At 43.1% G+C, this 19,059-nt stretch carries 20 protein-coding genes and 1 tRNA gene; 15 read left to right on the forward strand and 6 right to left on the reverse strand.

Going from position 1 to position 19,059, the window contains the following annotated elements:
* Window positions 1–35: 35 nt before the first annotated feature.
* Window positions 36–1,166 carry a phosphodiester glycosidase family protein gene (locus MMB75_RS09465; RefSeq protein ID WP_045243920.1) on the reverse strand — a complete coding sequence of 377 codons (1,131 nt, stop codon included), beginning with the start codon at window positions 1,164–1,166 and terminating at the stop codon, window positions 36–38.
* 132 nt (window positions 1,167–1,298) lie between these two features.
* Between MMB75_RS09465 and MMB75_RS09470 the strand changes: the two genes are divergently transcribed.
* The 7 genes from MMB75_RS09470 (at window position 1,299) to nspC (ending at window position 9,063) form a co-directional block, all read left to right on the forward strand.
* Window positions 1,299–1,772, forward strand: coding sequence for a DUF7716 domain-containing protein (locus MMB75_RS09470; RefSeq protein ID WP_029514331.1), 474 nt, complete (start codon window positions 1,299–1,301; stop codon window positions 1,770–1,772).
* A gap of 55 nt (window positions 1,773–1,827) precedes the next feature.
* Window positions 1,828–3,141, forward strand: coding sequence for a PQQ-binding-like beta-propeller repeat protein (locus MMB75_RS09475; RefSeq protein WP_090887423.1), 1,314 nt, complete (start codon window positions 1,828–1,830; stop codon window positions 3,139–3,141).
* Between the two features lie 156 nt (window positions 3,142–3,297).
* The gene (locus MMB75_RS09480) at window positions 3,298–3,921 is read left to right on the forward strand and encodes an SMI1/KNR4 family protein (protein ID WP_016819673.1); all 624 of its coding nucleotides are present in this window, start codon (window positions 3,298–3,300) and stop codon (window positions 3,919–3,921) included.
* Window positions 3,922–4,102: 181 nt separating this feature from the next.
* The gene (gene htpG, locus MMB75_RS09485) at window positions 4,103–5,983 is read left to right on the forward strand and encodes a molecular chaperone HtpG (RefSeq protein WP_017425881.1); all 1,881 of its coding nucleotides are present in this window, start codon (window positions 4,103–4,105) and stop codon (window positions 5,981–5,983) included.
* Window positions 5,984–6,138: 155 nt separating this feature from the next.
* Window positions 6,139–6,399 (forward strand): bacteriocin immunity protein, encoded by a 261-nt coding sequence (locus tag MMB75_RS09490; protein ID WP_016819675.1) that lies wholly within the window; start codon window positions 6,139–6,141, stop codon window positions 6,397–6,399.
* 316 nt (window positions 6,400–6,715) lie between these two features.
* Window positions 6,716–7,915: a saccharopine dehydrogenase family protein gene (locus MMB75_RS09495; RefSeq protein ID WP_103042361.1), complete on the forward strand. Its 1,200-nt coding sequence runs from the start codon at window positions 6,716–6,718 to the stop codon at window positions 7,913–7,915.
* An 8-nt stretch (window positions 7,916–7,923) separates the two neighbouring features.
* The gene (gene nspC / locus MMB75_RS09500) at window positions 7,924–9,063 is read left to right on the forward strand and encodes a carboxynorspermidine decarboxylase (protein WP_016819677.1); all 1,140 of its coding nucleotides are present in this window, start codon (window positions 7,924–7,926) and stop codon (window positions 9,061–9,063) included.
* A gap of 112 nt (window positions 9,064–9,175) precedes the next feature.
* Here nspC and MMB75_RS09505 read toward each other — a convergent pair whose 3' ends face one another.
* Together MMB75_RS09505 and MMB75_RS09510 are read right to left on the reverse strand one after the other, a co-directional pair.
* Complete coding sequence (locus MMB75_RS09505) at window positions 9,176–9,673, reverse strand: hypothetical protein (protein ID WP_045243917.1); 498 nt, start codon at window positions 9,671–9,673, stop codon at window positions 9,176–9,178.
* A gap of 335 nt (window positions 9,674–10,008) precedes the next feature.
* Complete coding sequence (locus MMB75_RS09510) at window positions 10,009–10,503, reverse strand: hypothetical protein (RefSeq protein ID WP_016819679.1); 495 nt, start codon at window positions 10,501–10,503, stop codon at window positions 10,009–10,011.
* A 298-nt stretch (window positions 10,504–10,801) separates the two neighbouring features.
* Here MMB75_RS09510 and MMB75_RS09515 point away from each other — a divergent pair, with 298 nt between their 5' ends.
* The gene (locus MMB75_RS09515; RefSeq protein WP_017425877.1) at window positions 10,802–11,317 is read left to right on the forward strand and encodes a hypothetical protein; all 516 of its coding nucleotides are present in this window, start codon (window positions 10,802–10,804) and stop codon (window positions 11,315–11,317) included.
* 71 nt (window positions 11,318–11,388) lie between these two features.
* Window positions 11,389–11,898, forward strand: coding sequence for a GNAT family N-acetyltransferase (locus tag MMB75_RS09520; protein ID WP_045243916.1), 510 nt, complete (start codon window positions 11,389–11,391; stop codon window positions 11,896–11,898).
* A 101-nt stretch (window positions 11,899–11,999) separates the two neighbouring features.
* Here the strand turns inward: MMB75_RS09520 and MMB75_RS09525 are convergent, their stop codons facing one another.
* Window positions 12,000–12,434: an N-acetyltransferase gene (locus tag MMB75_RS09525; RefSeq protein WP_045243915.1), complete on the reverse strand. Its 435-nt coding sequence runs from the start codon at window positions 12,432–12,434 to the stop codon at window positions 12,000–12,002.
* 374 nt (window positions 12,435–12,808) lie between these two features.
* Here MMB75_RS09525 and MMB75_RS09530 point away from each other — a divergent pair.
* Window positions 12,809–12,893, forward strand: a tRNA-Leu gene (locus MMB75_RS09530).
* 92 nt (window positions 12,894–12,985) lie between these two features.
* On the opposite strand, the gene MMB75_RS09535 is transcribed toward MMB75_RS09530, so the two are convergent.
* Entirely contained in the window at window positions 12,986–13,516 is a 531-nt protein-coding gene (locus MMB75_RS09535) for an NAD(P)H-dependent oxidoreductase (RefSeq protein WP_045243914.1), read from the reverse strand.
* A gap of 197 nt (window positions 13,517–13,713) precedes the next feature.
* Here MMB75_RS09535 and MMB75_RS09540 point away from each other — a divergent pair, with 197 nt between their 5' ends.
* Window positions 13,714–14,070, forward strand: coding sequence for a winged helix-turn-helix transcriptional regulator (locus tag MMB75_RS09540; protein ID WP_016819684.1), 357 nt, complete (start codon window positions 13,714–13,716; stop codon window positions 14,068–14,070).
* Between the two features lie 215 nt (window positions 14,071–14,285).
* Entirely contained in the window at window positions 14,286–15,464 is a 1,179-nt protein-coding gene (gene fabV / locus MMB75_RS09545) for an enoyl-ACP reductase FabV (RefSeq protein WP_017425872.1), read from the forward strand.
* Window positions 15,465–15,573: 109 nt separating this feature from the next.
* Here the strand turns inward: fabV and MMB75_RS09550 are convergent, their stop codons facing one another.
* A complete protein-coding gene (locus MMB75_RS09550; RefSeq protein WP_016819686.1) occupies window positions 15,574–15,777 on the reverse strand; it encodes a hypothetical protein in 204 nt (67 codons plus the stop codon).
* 167 nt (window positions 15,778–15,944) lie between these two features.
* Between MMB75_RS09550 and MMB75_RS09555 the strand changes: the two genes are divergently transcribed.
* From MMB75_RS09555 to MMB75_RS09565, 3 genes are all read left to right on the forward strand, one after another.
* Window positions 15,945–17,096: a sn-glycerol-1-phosphate dehydrogenase gene (locus MMB75_RS09555; protein ID WP_045243913.1), complete on the forward strand. Its 1,152-nt coding sequence runs from the start codon at window positions 15,945–15,947 to the stop codon at window positions 17,094–17,096.
* Window positions 17,097–17,286: 190 nt separating this feature from the next.
* Window positions 17,287–18,372: a GntR family transcriptional regulator gene (locus tag MMB75_RS09560; RefSeq protein WP_045243912.1), complete on the forward strand. Its 1,086-nt coding sequence runs from the start codon at window positions 17,287–17,289 to the stop codon at window positions 18,370–18,372.
* Window positions 18,373–18,636: 264 nt separating this feature from the next.
* The gene (locus MMB75_RS09565) at window positions 18,637–18,885 is read left to right on the forward strand and encodes a hypothetical protein (protein WP_016819689.1); all 249 of its coding nucleotides are present in this window, start codon (window positions 18,637–18,639) and stop codon (window positions 18,883–18,885) included.
* The last annotated feature ends 174 nt before the right edge of the window (window positions 18,886–19,059 follow it).

The raw sequence follows: 19,059 nt of genomic DNA on the forward strand, positions 1-19,059 counted from the left end.
GGCTTGTATATCCGTGAGAACAGCGCTTTATTCGTCTATTGATACTTTACAATAATGGCGTTGCTGATTTGGCGGCCGGGTGTGGTGAGGTAAGAACCGTTGTAGTACAGTCCGCTGGAAGCACCGCCATCCAGATTCATAGCCTGATAAGCGCCAGTCTGCTTCATCATTTGGGCGAGCTGCGGAATAGTCGCTCCGCTTGTGGTCAGGAGGATCAGCTTATGATCCCTAGTAATTCCAAGTGCGCTGCGGGCGCCGCCGCCTGTTAATATTTTAGGGTCCTTGAAGCCTTCGGCTTTGACATTCAGGGAAACCTGGCCGTTCGTGACCAGACGAGGTCCAGCTTGAAGAGCACCTTCGACGCTACCTTGGGTTAACCGTTGTTCAAAGGCAGAGCCCGACACGAGCTCAGCTAAATGGTTAGCATCGTAGGTGAAGACAGTGCGTTGATCGCCGGAGCTTTTTTTCAACATCTTGCCATGGCTGACCAGATAGCCGTAAGGTGTCTTGTAGGAGCTTTTGGTATAGGCGTCAAAGAATGTGCCATTAATGGCTACAACCGCTTGATTGCGTTTGGCGAGACTGCTTAAGTTTTCCACTTTACCAATGGTATTCCCCGCCAGTGCTACGTCCAAACTCACCTTGGGATGGAGCATGGAGATGGTGACTACCTTAGCGGAAAAGGTACGAGACCCAACCTTGAAGCTTTTATGAGCTGTCGTGATGGGGGAAGTATTTCCGGGTAGCTTGCCGGTAAGTACCGGAAGCGTAACAGACGTTGTACCTTGCGTAATACGCACAGCTGAGGTTTCTTTTTGCCATAAGACTTGCAGATTTAGATGTTGGCTGATGAACTGTAAGGGTACATAGGTAGCGCTGTTGTCGGTAAAAGGTGCATTTTGCATACGAACCGTTTGATCATTCACTTTAGCAGTAGATTGTCCCGTAAATAATGTAAGCCGGGTATTGCCTTGCGCAATTTCTATTTTTTTGTCTGCTGGGTTCAGGTTGAGTGTGATCCCTTCATAGCTGTTTAGGAGGCGAAGCGGGATGAAGGAGTGGTTACTCTGATCCACATAAACCAGCATAGGTGTTGGTGCAGCAGCGTAGATCGGGGTTACAAGTAAGAGCATAGACAGAATAATAAGTGCGGTGATTCTTTTCATGAATAGATCAATCTCCTTATGTAGTCTTAACTATTGACAAGGTGCTTGTACTTATATCGGGTTTTATGAGTTATAAATGTATGTTACGCGAATTTTGAGTGTTTGGATGATACAGAAACGGGGTGGCTGGAGATGAGCAGGTATGAGACAAGACTTGAGGATTACCGTCGCAGGGAGCGCCCTTCTTATCGTGTATTTGAAGGATTGCAGGAATTGGTGCGCAGCGTGGGGCAACTTCATAATAACTGGTTATATGTGAATGTGGATCAATGGGATCAGGACCCTGTTCAAACACCGATTTATTATTTGGATGAGCATTGGCTGGAGGAATGTGCAGAGGACGGTACAGCCGCAACCAACGAACAGGACGAGTATATTCCCCTATGGATATCAGATCGTCAGGTTCAAACTTGGTTTGAGCTGGCCACCTTTGAAAGTATTGTAGAAGTTCTTAAGGCTGCTAGACAGCCAGTGACGATTCAGATGGTGATTGTGGCGGTCAAATATTACGAACAGCACGATGCCTACCTGGATTATGAGGAGGTAAAAGCAGTGACAGACCTGTGGTCTGTGTTGACGAAGGTGAGAAACCACCTAACAGAATGAATAAAGCCTGTAGAACAAACCGGGGATACATAGACGACTGGGATGGGGGAGCAGAATGAGCTGGTTGAATCATGAATTGGCAGCACAGTGGCGACAGGAAGGGAAAAGGTATGCCGCAGATGTGAACGAATTTGTCAGAATCGGTATGGAAAGCCAGTGGCAGCAGGAGCAACCAGAGCCAAAGCAGGACGAACGCTCTAAGCTGGCCAAAGATATTTTTCGTATGATTCAGGAAGCGAATCAGGCAGGGGAAACAGAGCAGTTACGTCGGGAAATTCCGGCTGCATCCTGGCCGCTTACACCAGCGTTTGAAGAGGCCTTGCAAGCCGTTAGACCGATGGCATTTATGAATGGAAGCAACGAGGTTATTCTGCATGCAGGCAATCCTCGGGAACGTGGCAAGATCTATGTTACGGGGAAAGATGGAATCAGGCAAATCCCCGGAATGCATCGTGTAGGTTGTTCGCCGGACGAGAGTTATTTTGCGCTGGTGGACGGACAAGGGATTCGGATTATTCGTCACCCGGAACAGAACCTGGAAGGCGAAGAGACAGCGCATTTTCAATGGACGGATATACGTGTCCGCTTAAAAGCATCTATTCCTGACTTGGAATGCTTGGCGGATGAGGAACACCCTGAGGATATATTAGATGAAGTGATTCCGTTTGGCGATGGACAGCGCCTGTTGCTGGTTTGCGGTTACGGTGTTTATTTGCTGGCTGGTGATCAGGTGGATTTGATCCATCCCAAGGCGTCTGAACGAAGAGAATTGGGGCTGGAAGACACGATTGTGGATATGGCGCATGGAGCTGTGTCGAAGGATGGACGCTGGATCGCTTATGGAAGCCAGATGAGTGAGCATTTGCTCATGGACTTAACCGATAAGACGGTGCATACATGGGAGCCGAGCTCCAGCTATCCGCATTATGCTCTATTTTCCAAAGATGGTCTGGATGTCTGGTACAATGCCTGTCATTTCTACAACGGTGCCACCATTCAGGTGCCGATTGCCGAAGTGGAGCAGGGACTTGCTCAGAATACGGAAGAATGGCCGATAATAAATGAAGAAATGCGAGTATACGCTGCAGTAGCGCTGACGCAAGGAGCTATTCTAGGTGATGCCTACGGATATCTCCGTCTTATGGATCGAGAGGGACGTGAACTTTGGCGCTATTTTGTCGGAAGTACGATATCTGGACTGGCAGTTACATCTGATGAAGGCATGTTGGCGGTTGGAACGTATGGCGGTATGCTTCATTTGATTGATTTGCAGCATGGTACCAAGGATGAATATACCATTGGCACTGCTCCAATTCACGAGATAGAGCGTTGGTTGCTCTGGCGTAACTATGAGCCATTGCGCTGGTAATACTAATATTCCGCAAATGGTGAAAAAAGCAAGTTCTGATAAGCTGAACATAAAAAGTATAGTGGCATATGATTGCAATGCTATTCTCATATAGAGACGCATGAGGCATACATCTATGATGCAAAATGCGAATAAAAAGGAAAGAGGTGTGAGGACATGGACAAGAAAGCGGATATTCGCACATCCATGAAAGAGTTATTTGCACAGATGGATGAAGCCTTTTTTATGGATGTGGAAGAAAATGTACCGTTCGAAATGCGTGATGGGAACGTCGATGAGGAGGGATGGATCAAGTGGAAGCCCCTTCCTTCACAGATTACAGAACAGGAAGTTCGGGAAATGGAAGAAAAATACCATTTTGAGCTGCCGCTTCTGCTGAGGAATTTTATCATGTCCTACCATTATGTATCTTTACAATTCGATAATGAATCTATCCCAGGAGTATACTGGAGCGATTGTACGTTTGTAGAGTTTCCACGTCTGCCAGCAGGTCAAGGCTTAAAGGCATTTTATGATTTGATCGATCAATGGTCACCTTTGCTGTCAGCAGGCTATATTCCATTTGCCATTGCAGAAGACGATCAAGGCCCTGTATGTTTAAATGTAGGCAGCAGACATAAGGACGGCGATTATCCTATTGTCTGGTTCTTTCACGAGGATCTCCGGCATTTGGATGAGGATGAGCTACAGATTAGGAGTAACCTGCTTCCCCATGTGCAGGGGCTGTTTCCATCCACTGTCGAAATGTTTAACGTTATGTTTAAGCAAATCGGGCACTAACGATTCCCTGAAATGGAATTTTACTATGCAGATTAACCAAGATATTGACATAAAAAATGAGGAGTGTTATAAAAAAGGTAGGCTAGCACTCGAATGATGGGAGTGCTAACAAAGCTGAATCGTTTGCATAGCTCTTATCCGCTGGCCTTACATAGGTTTATATTTGAAAGGAGATATTCGAATGGAGAAAAAACAGTTTCAGGCTGAGTCCAAGCGTCTGCTCGAAATGATGATTAACTCGATTTACACTCAAAAGGAAATTTTCCTAAGAGAGCTGATCTCCAACGCAAGTGATGCGATTGACAAAATCTATTACAAAGCACTGACTGACGATCAATTAGTCTTTGACAAAGAGAATTATTATATTAAAGTAATTGCCGATAAGGATCATAGAACGCTAACTCTGCGTGATACCGGGATTGGGATGACCAAGGAAGAACTGGAAAATAACCTGGGCGTCATTGCTAAAAGTGGCTCACTGGCATTCAAAAATGAAAATGAGTCCAAGGATGGTCATGACATTATCGGTCAATTCGGCGTCGGCTTCTATTCAGCTTTCATGGTAGCAGATGTAGTTACAGTAACGACCAAGGCTTTGGGAAGCGATACTGCTTATAAATGGGAATCTACAGGTGCTGACGGTTATACCATTGAGGTGGCTGAGAAGGACGAGGTCGGAACCGAGATTGTTCTGAAAATCAAGGAAAACACCGAGGATGAGTCCTACGACGAATATTTGGACGAGTACCGTTTAAAAGCGCTTATTAAAAAATACTCCGACTTTATCCGCTACCCGATTAAAATGGATGTTACAGGCAAGCGTCTGAAAGAAGGAAGCGATAACGAGTTTGAGGATTACAAAGAAGAACAGCGTATTAACAGCATGGTGCCCATCTGGAGAAAAAATAAAAGCGAGCTAACCGACGAGGATTATCAAAATTTCTACGCGGAAAAACGCTATGGCTACGACAAGCCGCTCCAGCATATCCATGTCAGCGCGGACGGCGCGGTAGTGTACCAAGCGATTTTGTTTATTCCTGAGAATATTCCGTTTGATTTTTACTCTAAGGAATATGAAAAAGGGCTGGAGTTGTATGCTAACGGTGTGCTAATCATGGAAAAATCTCCTGACCTGCTGCCGGATTATTTTAGCTTTGTAAAAGGTATGGTTGACTCCGAAAGCCTGTCACTCAACATTTCGAGAGAAATGCTGCAGCATGATCGTCAGTTGAAGCTGATTGCCAAAAATATTGAAAGCAAAATTAAAGGCCAGCTGTTGACTCTGCTCAAAAATGATCGGGAGAAATATGATCAATTCTACAAATCATTTGGAAGACAATTGAAATTTGGTGTCTACAACGATTACGGCAGACATAAAGAAACCCTTCAAGATCTGCTTATGTTCTACTCTTCTACAGAGAAAAAGCAGGTTACTTTGGACGAATATGTATCTCGTATGCCAGAGGATCAAAAGTATATTTATTATGCTTCCGGGGAGTCCAATGAGCGTATTGAAAAGCTACCGCAGACCGAATTGGTGGCCGATAAAGGCTACGAAATTTTGTACTTCACTGATGATATTGATGAGTTCGCTATTAAAATGCTCTTAAGCTATAAAGAGAAAGAATTCAAATCCGTATCGAGTGGCGATCTGGGCATTGAGTCTGACGAAAATGAGAAAGAAACTGAAGCGGAACAAAACGACAACAAGGAGTTGTTCGAGTACATGAAGGGCTTGCTGGAAGGCAAAGTATCCAGTGTTAAAGCCTCCAAGCGCTTGAAGACACATCCGGTATGTCTGTCCGCTGATGGCGAAGTGACTATTGAGATGGAGAAAATTTTGAACGCCATGCCGAATAACGCTGATGTCAAAGCAAATAAAGTGCTGGAAATCAACGTGAACCATGCGGTGTTCAACTCTTTGAAAGAAGCCTTTGCCGAGGATAAGGAGAAAGTGAACCTCTATACGGCATTACTGTACAATCAAGCTTTGCTGATCGAGGGCTTGCCACTGCAAGATCCGGTTGAATTCACGAACGATATTTGCAAAATCATGGTTTAATATGCTTTATTACGATATAGAGCCGTTCCCACACCGGGGGCGGCTTTATTTATTATGACACTTCTTAAAGCTCCATAATAGGCCATATAACGCTTACAGTAGAAGCATAAGGCCTTGCACTGTGCCGACTATTCAATACCTAGGAGGGCGATTGTATGAGTCTGGATCGAGATCCATTGAACCCCCAAAGTTTAAGCCGAAGTGAGCTTATACAGTTGGTGGAAAAAATCATCAGAGGCGAGGGAACAGAGGAGGAACTCGACAGCATGCTGACCGTAGTCATGCAAAATACACCTCATCCGGGGATTAGTAATTTGATCTACTGGGATGACCGTGATTTGAGCGCGGCAGAGATTGTAGATGAAGCATTACGCTATCAGCCCATTTTTCTACCCCCTCATGAATCTTCTTCATAGCATGCGGAGGGGTAGTCTTTTGTTAAAAAATAAGATAATATAATTTTTTTAAAGGTTATGAGCATTATATTCAAGAAAACTTCCGTTAAAGGTGTGCTGGCTTCCCTGTAATGTATGGAGAAATGTTTGCTTTTTGCTCGCTTTACGGAGAATTTATGCCTAATTTTGGGGTTTGTAAAATTTTTGTGACATGCTTCTGTGAATTTTGACACAGCAAATTGTCGTTTTTCTTGATTATTTGGTGGGATGTCTTTATAATCATTTTGTTTGCAAGAATGAATAGCGATTAGCGTATGGAATAAGGAGGTTATTTATTTTGGGAAAAGCATTGATTATTGGCGCCGGTGGCGTGGCCAGCGTTGTGGTGCATAAATGTTGCCAAAACCCAGATGTATTTGAAGAAATTTGTATCGCAAGTAGAACTGTTGAGAAATGCGATGCGCTTAAAGAGAAGCTGGGTGGAGGTCGTACGAAGATCCAAACGGCTCAGCTTGATGCTGACAACACCGACATGGTCATTGACTTGATTCGAAGCTTTCAACCGGATGTAGTTATCAATGTGGCTCTCCCTTATCAGGATTTGACGATAATGGATGCTTGCCTTGAGACAGGTGTTCATTACGTTGATACGGCGAACTATGAACCGCCGGATACGCCGAAGTTTGAATACAGCTGGCAATGGGCCTACAAAGAAAGATTCGAAAAAGCAGGAATTACAGCTCTGCTGGGCAGCGGTTTTGATCCAGGCGTGACTGGAGTATTTACGGCTTATGCTCAAAAGCACTATTTTGATGAAATTCATACGATTGATATTGTGGATGCGAATGCAGGGGACCACGGATATCCTTTTGCAACTAATTTTAATCCGGAAATCAATATTCGTGAAATTACAGCGAAAGGCCGTTACTTTGAAAACGGAGAATGGATTGAAACTGAGCCACTTTCTGAGAAAAAGGTATACGACCTGCCTGAAATTGGACCGAAAAATATATATCTTTTGTACCATGAAGAACTGGAATCTCTTGCAGTGAATATTAAAGGCGTGAAAAAAATCCGTTTCTGGATGACGTTCTCGGACAATTATCTGAATCATTTGAACGTACTTCAAAACGTAGGCATGACTTCGATTGAGCCTATTGATTATGAAGGGCAACAAATCATTCCACTGCAATTCCTGAAAGCTATTTTGCCGGACCCGGCTTCTCTGGGACCAAGAACAAAAGGCAAAACAAACATTGGCTGCATCATCCAAGGTGTGAAAGATGGAAAGCCAAAAACCTATTATGTTTACAACGTTTGTGATCATGAAGAATGTTATGCAGAGGTTGGCTCCCAAGCCATTTCTTACACAACAGGTGTTCCGGCTATGATCGGTGCAATGCTTATTATCAAAGGCCTCTGGAAAAAACCAGGCGTTTACAACGTTGAGGAATTCGATCCAGATCCATTCATGGAAGCACTAAATAAACACGGATTGCCATGGCATGAGAACTTTACGCCAACGTTGCTTGATTGAGGTCTGCGATGAATATTGATATTACCGGACTCCCATCACCTTGTTATCTTGTTGACGAAAGACTTCTTGTCAAAAACCTTGAGGTTTTAAATTCTGTACAAGAGCGGACAGGTTGCAGTATTCTGCTCGCTCTTAAGGGTTTTTCGATGTTTTCGACCTTTCCTCTGGTTGGCAAATACTTAAAAGGCGTAACCTCCAGCTCGTTGTTCGAGGCAAGACTCGGTCGCGAGAAAATGGACAAGGAGGTTCACGTATACGCACCTGCTTATGTTGACAGTGAATTTGATGAGCTATTGGAATATGTTGACCATATTGTTTTCAACTCTTTTGATCAACTGAAACGCTTCAAAAGCAGAGTGCAAGGCGTAACTTCCAAAAAAATCGACATCGGCATTCGAGTAAATCCGGAATATTCGGAAATCGAAACGCCGCTGTATGATCCTTGCTACAACAACTCCAGAATGGGTGTGACTCTGGCTAACTTTAGACCTGAGGATCTGGATGGCGTGGACGGTATTCATTTTCATACGATGTGTGAACAGAATTCTGATACGCTTGAGCGCACCATTAAAGTCGTGGATGAGAAATTTGGGCCATATATTAAGCAAATGAAATGGCTCAATTTCGGCGGCGGTCACCATATTACCAGAGAAGACTATGACCTGGACACGCTGGTGCGTTGTATTCAATACTTTCAGGATAAATACGGTGTGCAAGTTTATCTTGAGCCAGGCGAAGCCATCGCCTTGAACACCGGATATCTGGTTGCGACTGTATTGGATACGATGAAAAATGGAATGGATATTGCCATTCTGGATACTTCGGCTGAATGTCATATGCCTGATGTACTGGCTATGCCTTACCGCCCGAATATCATTGGCGCAGGTAAGCCTGGTGAGTATGCACATACTTACAGACTTGGAGGACTTACTTGCTTGGCTGGAGATGTCATTGGTGACTATTCCTTTAAAGAGCCATTGAAGCCGGGAGACAAGCTTGTATTCTGCGACATGGCCCATTACACGATGGTCAAAAACCACATGTTTAACGGAGTCAACCTGCCAGCCATCGCCAGCTACAATGACGAAGAAGGCATCAAGGTAATCCGTCAGTTCTCCTACGAGGACTTTAGCTCGCGTTTGTCGTAAGGAATAAATAATGTGAAGTGACTTAACACAAGAAGCCGCGTCCCTGAAATAGGGGCACGGCTTTTGTAGTTAGTATTTATTGATTTTCTAACTACTAAGTAAATACATAATTTTAGTTAGGTTCAGTAGAGACTTTATAAAAGAACGTTCTGCCTGTGTAAGGTTCAAGTCCTGGTGCTTCGACGACTAGGTAGTATTCCTTACCTTTTTCAAATTCTACATCTAAAAAATATTGATCGTCTCTTGAACGACTCAATTTATGACGATTACTATTATAAACAGTCATTTGCAACCAGGAATCAGGGTATCTGTCTCCCTGAATGGTAAAATGAACTTTTTGCGATTCATAAGCCTTAAATTTATATACATCATAGGCTTCCCATACTCCAGGAACCCCTTCTTTACCAAGGGTCCCAATGATAGAATCACCTACAAAAAAGGGGTTAGCTTGTTCGAAGGTGCCATTTGGTTCCTGTTCATTTCCCGTAAGGGTTGGAACAGCAATTAGTTGCTTGTTTGCTGTAGGGTTTGTTTCTTCGGCTGCAGCGATACCAGCAGTAGTACTCAGCATAAGTGTAAGACCTAATGAAGCTAGCAACGTCTTTTTCATGATTAAGAGTCCTTTCTCTTTTGGATTTATATTTATTTACATAAGTATATTAGTAATTTATTTTAGGGTTATTTATACATATCATTCACTAGATAAATGATATGCATAAAAGAAATAATATGTGTGAGTATAATAGAATTGTTGTTATAAGATGATGGTCTTCCAAGATGAAGAAGTATAAACGAGCCACAAGTACGGAGAAGGTAAGAGCGTAATTCGGCAGTTCTCCTACGAGGATAGCGCGTTTGTGGTAAGACAAGAGTTGTTAAAAAGTGTGAAAATGTAGTCCTGTAAAAGGATCGCGTTTTTTTGTTAACTTCAATTTATCCTTTGATCTACTTGATCGTAGAAGTAACTTTATAGTCGAATAATTGTCCTAACTCAGCACCGGGTGTTTCTACGACCAGGTAGTACCATTTGCCAGCTTCAAGATTTTTACCTAAAGAGTATTCACGATCATTTGCATATCTAATGAAGTGTCCGTTACTGTCAGCCAAACCAAGTCTCAGCCATGTATTAGGATATATGTCCCCTTGAATATTAAATTGATACCAACCAGACTGAAAGGCTTTAAACTTATAATAATCGCTATTGTCATAACCCCCATCGATGTGTTTGCCTATTTCCCCATAGATGTCAACTCCCACCAGTATTTCACTAGCTTCATCGAACCAGTTATTAGGCTCTCTGTCAGTCCCATTTCCAAAGAGCTGGATAGATTCCTTTTGTAATGCGGGTGCTCCTTCTTGAGCTTCTTGAGCAGATGCAACGGCGGTAGATGTAGTTAATAGAAGTGCAAGACCTAGTGTGGAAATAATTGCCTTTTTCATTTAATAATCTCTTCCCTTCTTTTGTTTTGAGATTTATATGATATATATTGCTAATCCCATCCATTATTATATAGTGTATTCCAATAAATTGGAATAAAAATGGAACAATAAACAAAAATATATATTTTTTTGTCACAATTATGAGTTTTTACAAATTCATTCACTAATCTTCGACATAGGAATTGACCGACTTGCTGTATACTATAAAATTCCGTCTTAATATGCTTTGATGAAAAGGGGTATCCTATCTAAGAAGTGTACAGAAGCTATGTTATACTCAATAATTGGAGGTGAAAAAATGTTCGACCCGACCGTTTTTGATAATTTAAAAGTAGCTATAGAAAATGCGGTTTACGATCTGGATAATCTGGATTCACGTATTAACATTACACAGCGGACCGATAGGTTGGAGATGTCGGTAATGTCCCGTGAATTTGGCGTACAGTTCAGCCTGAGAGAACAGCCGGGTGTGACGGCAGAGCTTCAACTAAAGATGGATTTAAACAACCTGGCTGCAGAAATTTTGGAAATGGAAGACCAAACTCCGGGATGTAGCTTGTTGCTGTATTTTGATATGAAGATTCGAGAGATGGAGACACAATGCAGCCAGATTGAAAATATACTGACCGACATTTGGAAGCCCGAACTTCGACCAGTACAAACGTTAAGTCAGATTTACGGAGAGAAGACGTCTACATACCAAAACAGGATTGAACTCCGATTTTCCAGGCAAATCAACGAAGATCAGATGGAGGATATTTCAGAGTTGTTGGAACACGTGTTGCTGACGCTTATGGAATTAAACAAGGTCTAACCCCCTCTTTCTCTTAATGAAAGACAGGCTGTGTCGTTGGGGGGATGTAGAGGTAAAGGAGCTAGGGATATATGATAAATGAACACGATTTTTCTGAAATATATGCGATTATGGAATCTTCTTTTCCAGCATCAGAATGCAGGACGTTTGAGGCTCAAAAGGCTTTATTGAAGCATCCTAGCTATCGTATTATCACTGAAAAAAATGAGCAGGGGAACATTGTGGCTTTTTTGGCAGGTTGGGAATTCGCGCATTTTCGGTTTGTAGAGCATATTGCGGTAGATTCCCGTATACGAGGTGGCGGATTAGGCCAAAAGCTTATGGGTAGATTTATCTCACAGTCTAACCAACCGGTAGTGCTGGAGGTTGAGCCGCCAGTGGATGAATGGTCACGGAGAAGAATTGGTTTTTACGAACGATTGGGATTCCATCTGAACCATTTTGAATATGTACAGCCCCCTCTAAGAGAAGGACAGACGGATCTGCGGCTTCAAATTATGAGCTATCCAGGTGCGCTGTCTGAACAGGAATTTACTCCGTTTAAAGAGATTTTATATACCGAGGTTTATGGGCTTAAATAAGAGACTAGACAGTAGTAGATAAAAGTAAAAGGCTCTGCTTGTTCCGTATGGGTACGGGAGTGGGGCCTTTGCTCTAAAAAGCTAGATGTGCTTCATTGTTGTTAATGTTTTGTCCATACCATCACAAATTCCTTCTCACCAGTCTCGGCATCCACTGACTCTGCTTGAATGGTAAATCCATTTTTAGTATAAAAGTTAAATGCTTTCGTGTTTGACTGATACACCTTTAATTGAATTTCCTCATGCTGTTGCTTAACCCCATCTAATAGTAACTTGCCATAGCCTTTTCTTTGAGAGTCAACACGTATAAACAGAGCAGCCAAGTATCCATCCAACATGGAAACAAAGCCGCCAATCGTATGATCATCTTGTATGATAACGTAGTTTTGAGCGAGGGGAAGGTATTTGTTCTCCATCTCGGCAGCTTGAGATGTCCAATACTGCGGAGCAATAAAATGATGGGCTTCTATAGAAGCATCCAGCCAGATGGCTACCAGTTCCTTTAATTCTTCTACTTTCGCAGGTCTAATCGACATTGTAACGCCTCTTTTCACAATATGTATCTGTAGTAGAGTATGATGTTGAAATAAAAAAGACCGTCCGTGGACGGTCTTTCTACCCGTGGCGCTTAATTAAAGCCTTGATCCGTATCCCGCGCCTCCGTCAACTCTGCAAATTAGAGAATAACGGACCGGGTAAGGGATACGCTCAACATATGATTATTGATGTTGACGCACCTCCTTTCCTGATGCGTTCATCTTACCATATCTGGTTGGTGATATCCAGTGATTTTCTTATATTTACTAGCATTATTCATAGAAAATATAATATAAATCTGCTTGCTTTTAAGCTCTATTCAAGATATAATCTTAATTACGGTGATTAAAGTATCGCCATCAATACATAGTATGCGGTCGTGGCGGAATTGGCAGACGCGCACGGTTCAGGTCCGTGTGGGCTAACCCCCCGTGGAGGTTCGAGTCCTCTCGACCGCATTATACCTAACAATTACAGGTTCTTGGATTGGCTGAATGCCTCCAAGAGCCTGTTTTTATATGGTTAAGATGTGTGCTATTAAACAGCCATTTTATTTATGCTGGAATATATATTTAATATAATCTTTTGCACTCTGGTTAATGTCTTCATCACTTGCTTGAAACGAGGCTCCGAAGACAGCGAAATAGGGTAATGTTACGGCGCCCACATGTACTGCGCTTGCTTTAAAAGGGGCTATAACTTCATCTACCGTAAATGTAACGGAACCCGTAGATAAGTAGTTTTCTTTTTTATCACCAATCGACATGGCGATCCCTAGCTTCTTTCCTTTTAACTTATCACCTTTTGAACCATAAGCCCATCCATGGGCAAAAACATCATCAAACCACTTTTTTAATAAAGGAGGGTAACTATACCAGTATAAAGGGAACTGAAATATGATATTGCTGTGTACTTCAAGTAACTTTTGTTCTTTCAAAACATCAATGTTCCAGTTGGGATACTCTTTATAAATTTCATGAATTGTCAAATCATTGGTATATTGAAGTAATTCTTGTTTCCATCTTTGATTTACTCTGGAATCTTCAATATTCGGATGTGCTAAAATCACGAGAGTCTTCATTATAAATCACCTTTCTTACATCGCATCATTTGCTTTTTGTGGATACGTACTATTATTCTGTAAGCTATAAAAAAAGTAAATACACACAATAAAGTAATATAGTTACTTGAAAGTGTGCATGGTACTTAGAATGAAGATATGTGATTATAAAATGAATTCGATAAACTTAGTTATTTTAGTCTCGAAGAGGTGGTCGTATGAAACAATATAATTTAGGCATAGAAGCAACACTGGAGATCATCGGAGGTAAGTGGAAATCCTTAATCATATGCTTATTAATGTCTGGTAGAAAGAGGACCAGTGAATTACAGCGTAGTATTGCAGGCATTTCTCAAAAGGTTCTTATACAGCAACTTCGTGAACTTGAGAAGGATGGAATCATAGGCAGACATGTGTATAATCAAATGCCTCCAAAAGTGGAGTATTATATAACGGAGTATGGAATTACAGCAAATGAAATTATTGATTTAATGTGTACCTGGGGAAGGACTAATATCAAAATAAGACGAGAGCAAGGAGAAGATGTGATATTGCTAGAAAATAAGTCCAAATGAATATTGGAGTAAAAGAGCGCTGTAGACTATGATGTTTACGGCGATTTTCTTTTTGGCGTAGAGTCGCAACTCGGGGATATCTGTATCATAGTATTTGATCACTTACCTTCAAGACCATGTTATATGTTGAGCCGCAAGCTGATTTGTAATATAGTTATGACTGGACAACCATTCCATCAATATTAAATGAATGCCAAAGTAGGGGGACCCTTGCAATGATTATTAAACCGAAAATTCGTGGTTTCATATGTACGACTGCGCATCCTGCAGGATGTGCGGCTCACGTTAATCGTCAAATCGACTACATCAAAGACAGCACGGGATTACAAGGAGCTAAAAAGGTACTTGTGATCGGAGCATCCACAGGTTATGGACTGGCTTCCCGCATTGCTGCGAGCTTCGGTATGGGAGCTGACACCGTAGGAGTATCCTTTGAACGTCCTGCTTCAGAGGGGCGCACGGCTTCGGCAGGCTGGTACAATACAGTGGCCTTTGAAAGAGCAGCCAGAGCGGCTGGCTACATAGCGGAGAGCATTAATGGAGATGCTTTTTCCCATGAAATTAAGCAGGAGACGTTGAAGCTGGTCAAAGAAAAGCTGGGCAAGGTAGACCTGATTGTATATAGTGTCGCCTCACCGCGACGGACACATCCTGATACGGGAGAAACCTTTAATTCCGTTCTCAAGCCCATTGGACAGCCGTTTACGAATAAAACGGTGAATACGAACACAGGTGTTGTGTCGGAAATTACGCTTGAACCAGCAACGCAGGAGGAGATTGATAACACCATCACGGTCATGGGTGGCGAGGATTGGTCCCTGTGGTTAAAAGCGTTGGAAGAAGCCGACCTGCTGGCTGAAGGGGTAACCACACTGGCTTACTCGTATATTGGTCCTGAGATTACGGAGGCTATTTATCGTAAAGGAACCATTGGCCAAGCTAAAAATGATTTGGAAGCCACAGCACATACGTTAACAAAGCAACTGGAGCGTTATCGTGGGAAGGCCTACGTTTCAGTGAATAAAGCTTTGGTTACACAATCCAGTTCGGCTATACCTGTTGTGCCTCTGTATATTTCCTTACTGTTTAAGGTCATGAAAGAAAAGGGACTGCACGAGGGTTGTATTGAGCAGGCGCAACGTCTGTTCGAGGCATTATACAGTGGATCCACTGTGGAAACAGACGATGAAGGACGCATTCGTCTGGACAACTGGGAAATGAGAGAGGATGTACAGCAAGCTGTTAAAGCGGCTTGGTCTGAGATCACTACCGAAAACGTATCCGAACTGGGTGATCTTGAGCAATATCGTCTGGATTTCCTTCAATTGTTTGGATTCGGTTTTGATGAAATTGATTATGAATTGGACGTTGATCCAGAAGTTCACACAACTTAGGTGAAAATGTGCTAAACCAAAAACGGGTACTCTCAAGCTGCAAATGGCTTGTGAGGCCCGTTTTTTTATGTATGCAGTCAAATTAAAATGGTCTGGCTTTCAACAGAATTCATTGAGAATTGGACGTAGAAAGCGACTTTCGGTGCAGCAAGCGAAAAACGGCAATGGTAATGATAATCCCTGCAATGCCAAAAACCGTGACAGAAGTCAGTGCACGATAAGCTTGCCAGCCGAACAAAAAAGCAACCCCACTGCCAAACGTTGTACCTGCCAGTAAACCGAGCGCACAGGCAATATCTGTTCCAAATTTCATAATCTTGTTCCTTTCAAATGGTTGAATTGAATCGTAACTTGTACGTTTTTTCTGGACTTGTACCCACACTTGTGCGTACAATTAAATAGTAATCGTTTTCAAACGGAATCTATTATTAGTATGGATCATTCTTGTACAAATTATTCCTTTTTCAGGAGGCTGATGAAATGAATATGAATGAGCAGATTAAGCTGTGGAACGAAGAGGCGCAGGCTAGTAACACTGATCATCCTCACCGAAAGGTTGAATTGTTTATCGAGGTACGGGATGGAGCACTTGAATCCATTGCTTCTTATTTGAATCAACAGAATTATAAGCATGTTACTCTAGTAGAGGATGAGCATACTTCAGCGGCAGCAGGGAAGAAAGTAGCTGATTTAATCCGTGAAGCAGGTTTGACAGTTGATGTAGTTCGGCTGCCTCCGAATGCGGTAGGGGATGTTATTGCTGATGAAACTTATATCATGAAGGTTTTGCTGGGTGTGGCGGATCAAAGTCAGGCTGTGCTTGCTGTAGGGTCAGGTACGATTCATGATCTGGTTCGCTTTGTGTGCTATAAAATGAATCGTCCGTTCTTGTCAGTCCCAACGGCTGCCTCCGTAGATGGTTTTACCTCCGCTGGTGCCCCATTAATTGTAGATGGCAGCAAGCAGACGTTCCAAGCCGTTCCGCCGGAGGCGATCTTCGCTGACTTGTCCGTACTGGCAAGTGCCCCTCAAGTGATGACTGCCGCGGGTTTTGGCGATATGCTCGGTAAGTTCACCTCATTAGCAGACTGGCATGTGTCCAGAGATTTGGGAAACGAGCCGTATTCACCTGTAGCTAATCGAATTACCGAGGAGGCTTTACGTGCTTGTGTAGAGCATGTCGATGAGATCGCGGCCGGCAGTAAGGCAGGGGTCGAGGTGTTGATGAATGCGCTGATTGCATCCGGTATTTCGATGTTGATGATTGATCATTCCCGTCCTGCCTCAGGGGGAGAGCATCATATTTCTCACCGAATTGAAATGGATTTTATTGCAGAGGGGCGCAAGCAAGTTTTGCATGGTGCCAAGGTGGGCGTTGCCTCCGCTTTGCTGTCTGACATGTATAGGGAATTGGCTGCCAATCAGGATGTGGAGGCTTTTGAAGTATATCGGACTTTGCCTACGTCGGAACAGATGCGTGCATGGCTAGCTCAGGTGGGAGGTCCGTCTACCATTGCCGAGCTGGGGGTTACACAGGAACAACTTGCTCGTGCTTTGCGCACGGCACATACTTTGCGTGATCGCTATACCGGACTCAAGTATATGAATGAACACCAGTTGCTTCGTTCGTAATGTGTGTTACACCTACACTAGAGTCCTTTAGATACTCAGTTTAAGCATGAGGAAGGGATTTGTGAATGGGTTACGCCTCCGGCAGCTATACAACAATAACCTGCTCTTGTTACATTTGTATGTACAAATGGACGATATGCTATAATCGGAATACGAATAGGTACATGATATGGCAAGTACGGAGGACATTATGGCGCCCAAATATATACAAGTTAAACAGGAGATTTTATCATGGATTCATTCATCTAGACTGGAGCCGCAAAGCCAGCTTCCTTCTGAACATGAAATGTCTGAACAATTTGCAGTTAGTCGGCAAACGGTGCGTCAGGCGCTGGGTGAGCTGGTACAGGAAGGTTGGCTGCTTCGCATACAGGGCAAAGGAACCTTTGTCGCGGTACGGGATCATAAGCAGCCTGAAAATCCAAGGACGATTGGAGTTGTGACAACTTATATATCGGATTATATTTTTCCATCCATTGTACAGGGAATTGAATCCAAGCTAAGCCGGCAGGGCTACAAGCTGCTGCTATCAAGCACAGGCAATGACCCTGAACAAGAACGTCAGTGCTTGGAAATGCTGCTGAGTCAACCACTGAGCGGAATTATTATTGAGCCGACCAAAAGCGGGGAACGTAATCCCAATTTGAACTATTATTTAACCGTGGAGAATCGCCAAATCCCTTATTTAATGATCAATGCGCGTTATGAGGAGATGGATGCACCTTGTTTGCGTTTGGATGATGAAAAGGGTGGTTTTTTGGCGGCAGAGCATTTGATCAAGCTGGGGCACCGGCGATTGGCCGGATTTTTCAAAACCGATGATATGCAAGGAATTCTGCGGATGAAGGGATTTGTAGCCGCTCACCGTAAATATGGAGTGACGTTACATCCAAACGCAGTAACGACGTACCGGACTGAAGAAAAAAATGAGCTTCCGTTACAACGCGCATCACAGCTGTTGGCGATGGAGACAGGGGAACGTCCGACTGGATGGGTGACCTATAATGATGAATTGGCGGTGCGGCTACTGGATATTGTACGTTCGGCGGGCCTCAGTATTCCCCAGGATCTGTCACTGGTTGGGTTTGATGATTCATTTTTGGCGACAGCCACGGAAGTCAAACTTACAACCATTCGGCACCCCAAGGAAGAATTGGGGTTACGTGCCGCCGATACCATGCTATCGATGATTGAAGAAAAGGGATATCGTGAAGAAGAGCGTCAATGGATTATACCCCCAGAGTTAATTGTACGCGAATCCACGGGGCCAGCTTAGGAAATATTTAGTTAATTTTAAGTTGATGGTATGTTACTGGATACACGGAGCAGCCTGTTTTCTGGATTGCAGAAAAGGGGCTGTTTTTCTATACATTTTGAAAATGTGTACATAAATCTATCAAAAAGATATATAAAAAAGGTTGATTAGTTAGTTGTACGTACAAGTGTGCGATGAGAGTGGTGCCAGAAATGAAAGTAAGAAGAGTGACCTATGTATGTTTGAAACATTAAATAAGGACGTTTGGGAGGTCAACTGGCAGCCATGGCTATGGGAGCTGAAGTTGGGGCGGAGGATATGACAATCGCCGAAACAGCGCGTCATATGGCACGTATGCGTGATGAGAGCTTCAAGCCAATCCCTGAGAACGTGGACATCTATAATAAGCTCTATGAGGAATACAGCCGTCTTCACGACTACTTTGGATGTGGGGGCAACCCGGTTATGAAAAGGCTGAAGGCCACCAAGGCAGAAGCTGGACGTTCAACTGAAGCGGCAAGCACTCATTCCTAAGAAGTTACAAATTATAAGCAAGAAGCATTTAAATTTTGCTATCTAAAAAGCACAGTACGCCAGAATCGGCAGACTGTGCTTTTTTGCTTTTATATTCTGTAAATCACATGATGTGAAAGTCTCAATGAATGAAAGATGGTAATGCGTTCCTTTCAAAGACTTTCATGAAAATTT

This window comes from Paenibacillus sp. P2(2022), assembly GCF_029522175.1.
GTDB lineage: Bacteria > Bacillota > Bacilli > Paenibacillales > Paenibacillaceae > Paenibacillus > Paenibacillus polymyxa.